This is a genomic window from Vibrio sp. 10N.222.46.A1 (assembly GCF_041473595.1).
Lineage (GTDB): Bacteria > Pseudomonadota > Gammaproteobacteria > Enterobacterales > Vibrionaceae > Vibrio > Vibrio tasmaniensis_A.
In genome coordinates this window covers 1-1,114 of sequence record NZ_JBFRSN010000614.1, presented here as the reverse complement: position 1 = coordinate 1,114, position 1,114 = coordinate 1, and the positions used below count along the sequence as shown (strand labels likewise).

The 1,114-nt window shown below is 44.7% G+C and carries 2 protein-coding genes; both read right to left on the bottom strand.

The annotated features are described in order from the left end of the window. Nucleotides 1-223: 223 nt before the first annotated feature. Nucleotides 224-754: a hypothetical protein gene (locus AB4496_RS17065; RefSeq protein ID WP_102258274.1), complete on the bottom strand. Its 531-nt coding sequence runs from the start codon at nucleotides 752-754 to the stop codon at nucleotides 224-226. Nucleotides 755-837: 83 nt separating this feature from the next. Further along, nucleotides 838-1,114 (bottom strand): hypothetical protein (locus AB4496_RS17060; protein ID WP_137002677.1); only part of this gene is annotated, 277 nt, incomplete at its 5' end.

Below are 1,114 nucleotides of genomic sequence, written 5' to 3'. Positions count from 1 at the left end.
CGTACCAATACGATCGCTGCCATTTAAGAGCTTACTTTATTACTTGGTACTCATGGGAACAGGGACGTAATACTTTCTTGGGCTATATAAGGGGTTAAAGGAACGTTTTTGTGCCCAAGCAGCGGCCAATGAATACCTAGTCTAGAATAAAGAGTTCCTACTCTCTCGTACTGGCCTTATACCTGAAATTACATTCACTCTCGATGGATATCCTATGCCGAGATTAATATTTCCAGCCTTGAAATTGCAAGGCTTTTGGAATAGGGCTGTAACAAGGGTATTCAGTTTGCAGACCATATTCAAAAATAACCGAAGTTGACATTGCAAATGAAGATGAATAATTATATCGAGTAAACCTTTCAGGATTATTCTTCGCCGTCTTTTCAAGCACTGTCCAGATCATATCTTCAAGAAATTCAGGGTGGCGATTCGGATCGAGTGCCATCAAATCACGCATACAGAACCAGTTATTACCTCCTAGCTCTTGTTGGCGGGTAGCATTGCCGAAATATGCTTCTTGTAGTGCTCGCAGATGAGCTTTCAGAATTTTTGATTCCACGGTGTCCGTCTCGTCAATGTGCTGCAAGAAGTAGGGCAGTTTGGTGATGTCTGCCATTGCTCTTTTAGGCATAGCTAACGTTGCTGTGTCATATTGCTCATGTATCTCGCTCAGCAGTTGAGTGAGCTCGGGAGAGTGGGGTTGAGCTTGCACGCTCGCACAGGTAAGCAGCAGTAATGGTAAGACTGTTTTCATGGTCATTCTCCCTCTAGATACCTGATCATAATACCAGTATTTAGGCGGTGCATAAAGTTCTTTTTTATGCACCTAGTTAAGTATTATTCTTTCGAGTTTTGTGTGTATCTTGGCACCGCAGGATAGGCTTGGTCGGAGGTGACGTATTCCGTCCTTTCGGGTCTAGTGATCTCCTTTTCTACCTGCGACTTGACGGTCAGTTCAATCATCGGCTCAGGTTTGATGATGGGTTTCTGCGCTTCCTCTTGTTGAAGTTTTACATCATCGGTAACCCCATCAAAGCGCGCTTGATTAAAGAGTCCGCCCGTTCCCTTGGTATGCAGCATCTCGGTGCGGGTGTGTGCCACGGTATCGACGGTA

What these genes read in the sequence shown, in the direction of transcription:
- AB4496_RS17065 (WP_102258274.1), bottom strand. Translation starts at nt 754, where the DNA reads ATGAAAACAGTCTTACCATTACTGCTGCTTACCTGTGCGAGCGTGCAA.